Source organism: Roseomonas aerilata DSM 19363 (assembly GCF_000711725.1).
Taxonomy (GTDB): domain Bacteria; phylum Pseudomonadota; class Alphaproteobacteria; order Acetobacterales; family Acetobacteraceae; genus Roseomonas; species Roseomonas aerilata.
In genome coordinates, this window is sequence record NZ_JONP01000129.1 from 1 (window position 1) to 2,044 (window position 2,044).

At 64.7% G+C, this 2,044-nt stretch carries 3 protein-coding genes; all 3 read right to left on the reverse strand.

Annotated features, from left to right (window positions below):
* The coding region (locus BO39_RS29285) for a hypothetical protein (RefSeq protein ID WP_156964173.1) at window positions 1–349 on the reverse strand (349 nt) is incomplete at its 3' end.
* A 1,134-nt stretch (window positions 350–1,483) separates the two neighbouring features.
* On the reverse strand, window positions 1,484–1,624 hold the full coding sequence (locus BO39_RS33495; protein WP_156964175.1) for a hypothetical protein: 141 nt from the start codon (window positions 1,622–1,624) through the stop codon (window positions 1,484–1,486).
* A gap of 234 nt (window positions 1,625–1,858) precedes the next feature.
* A partial coding sequence (locus BO39_RS29290) for a carbohydrate-binding domain-containing protein (protein ID WP_211257619.1) occupies window positions 1,859–2,044 on the reverse strand: 186 nt, incomplete at its 5' end.

Below are 2,044 nucleotides of genomic sequence, written 5' to 3' on the forward strand. Positions count from 1 at the left end.
TCTGGGTGACCTCGAAGGTGACGGTGTGGGCGGTGGCGAAGTTGCCCATGCTGCTGACGGAGGTGGTCTGCACGTCGAGCGCCGGCTGGGCGACCTGGGGGAAGCCGATGGAGAGCGCGGTGACGATGGAGAAGTTGGCGGAGCTGCCGGTGACGAGGAGGGCGCCGCTCGACGAGGTGGCGGCGGTGCCGGGGACGAAGACGCCGTCCTGGAAGATGCGCGCCGAGAGCTCGGGCGCGGCCTGGGCCTGGGAGGCCATGCCGAGGGAGAGAAGGGCGGCGGCAGCGAGGAGAAGCTTGCGCATGAAGGGGAGGTCCATTGAGGTCAGCGCGTCATTGCGCCTTGACACTAACAGGGCAATCTCCGTGCCAATTGATAACGTTCGGGATAATCAACAAGATGGCGGTCTACCACTCCCACGATGATCTGAAATTGTAATATCGGCCGACAATTCAGATGCCGCGCGGCCGCAATCATGCAATGGAGTTTTTCACTTGGTCCGGAAAGTTTCTAAGTCGATTCCAAAAAATATGGGCAGCAACTTGCCTGCAACATTCCTACACTTCCACAGCTGACGGCCAATGCTCGGGAGAGGGAAGTGGAGACTGACGCCCTTCAGCAACTTCGCCGCTGAGGGGAGATCAGGAAGGAGGCGGCGGGCATGGTCGTAAGGGGCGCGACCCCATGGGGACCAACTTGCTGAGCCAGCCTCTGGGCTCTCCCGCGTGCCGATGCTGATCAAACGATACGATAAGGTACGAAGTTTCCAAGGAGGCCTATGAAGGCAGATGACAGCGCTCTCAGCTCCGCGGGGCTGGCCCTAGTTCCGGCACCCGCCAGAAATCGCCCTCCGCATGGCTCAGCGGAGGCGGGGGGAGGGCCGCCTCACCTCGAGGAGCAGGGGTGTGCAGGCGGCGTTGCTGGGTAGGCGGCGAGTTCCGGAGAGCCTTCGCTCTTGGCTCGGAGGCCCAGATATCGCCCGGCTCCGGCTGCAGCGTCTCCAGCCCCTCGGTGCGCCCGGTTATCTGCCGCATGGTCGAGAGGTCGGATGGAACCGCTGGCAGCGCGGACGATCCGCCATAGGGGGACGTGCAGCCTGCCACCAGTAGCAGGCTGAGGGCAGCAAGCGAGCGCACTACGCCCCCGCCCCCGGCTTGTTCACGTATGGCGCCGGCAGCTTCTCTGTGTCGAGCCAAGCATCCACCAAGCGAACCACCTCCCAAATATGCCCAATGCCGCCCTAGAAGCCATTAGGTCCGTGGGGAAGCCATCCAGGCTAAAAGTTGAAAACGGTGCCCCTTCTCGTTCGAGAAGATGACGGCGTCGCGGTAGTCATAGGCCGGTCCGCTCTCGCCGCTGGCAGGCTTCACGATGCGGAGTTTGTGGGAGGCTGGTGCGTCAGAGGGCATGGGCCTGGATTAGCACTGCCCACTGCGCCGGCGGCACCCGCCGCGCCAAACCGCCTTGAGGGCGGGGGCAGTACTTACGCAGGCCGGGGTGCCTGCCGCCGCCGGAGGTCGCGGCGGCGGGACAGCTCCAGCCAGAGACCCCCACCAACAAGGGTCAGGAGCGTGGCGCCGGAGGCGGCCACCGCGCACATCAACTCGAACAGCATGTCGGACATTCGGCGACGGGCTCCCTCGTGCGCCAAGCACGGCATCTCCCCAATAGCTCACGATCCCGTGATGTTGCAAGCCGAACGACGCGGCGGCACCGCGTTCGAACCGGAAGTTTGAAGCCCGCCTCGGCGTCGAGCTGAAGGTGGCGCACCGGTATCACACTCGACAGTCAGGATCCTCGTGCCCACCGGCCGGAGCGTACGTCCGGAGGACAGAAGCAGGCAGGGTCAATGCACGGTTTACCCGAACAGGTGGAGGTCGTCGGATGCGGTGGGCGGGATGGCAAATTCGACCGAGCCGTTGCGCTCGAGGGAGACCGCGCTCGAGGCGACCGCCTGGCCGTCATAGGTGACGCCGTCGACGTGCAGGTTGCGGTCGAGGTCCGAGCTGCCGCCCCAGGCGTCGTTGAGGAAGTTCACCTCTAC

Bases quoted from the DNA above. Each gene is read 5' to 3' on its own strand.
- BO39_RS33495 (WP_156964175.1), bottom strand. From the start codon at position 1,624: ATGTCCGACATGCTGTTCGAGTTGATGTGCGCGGTGGCCGCCTCCGGC.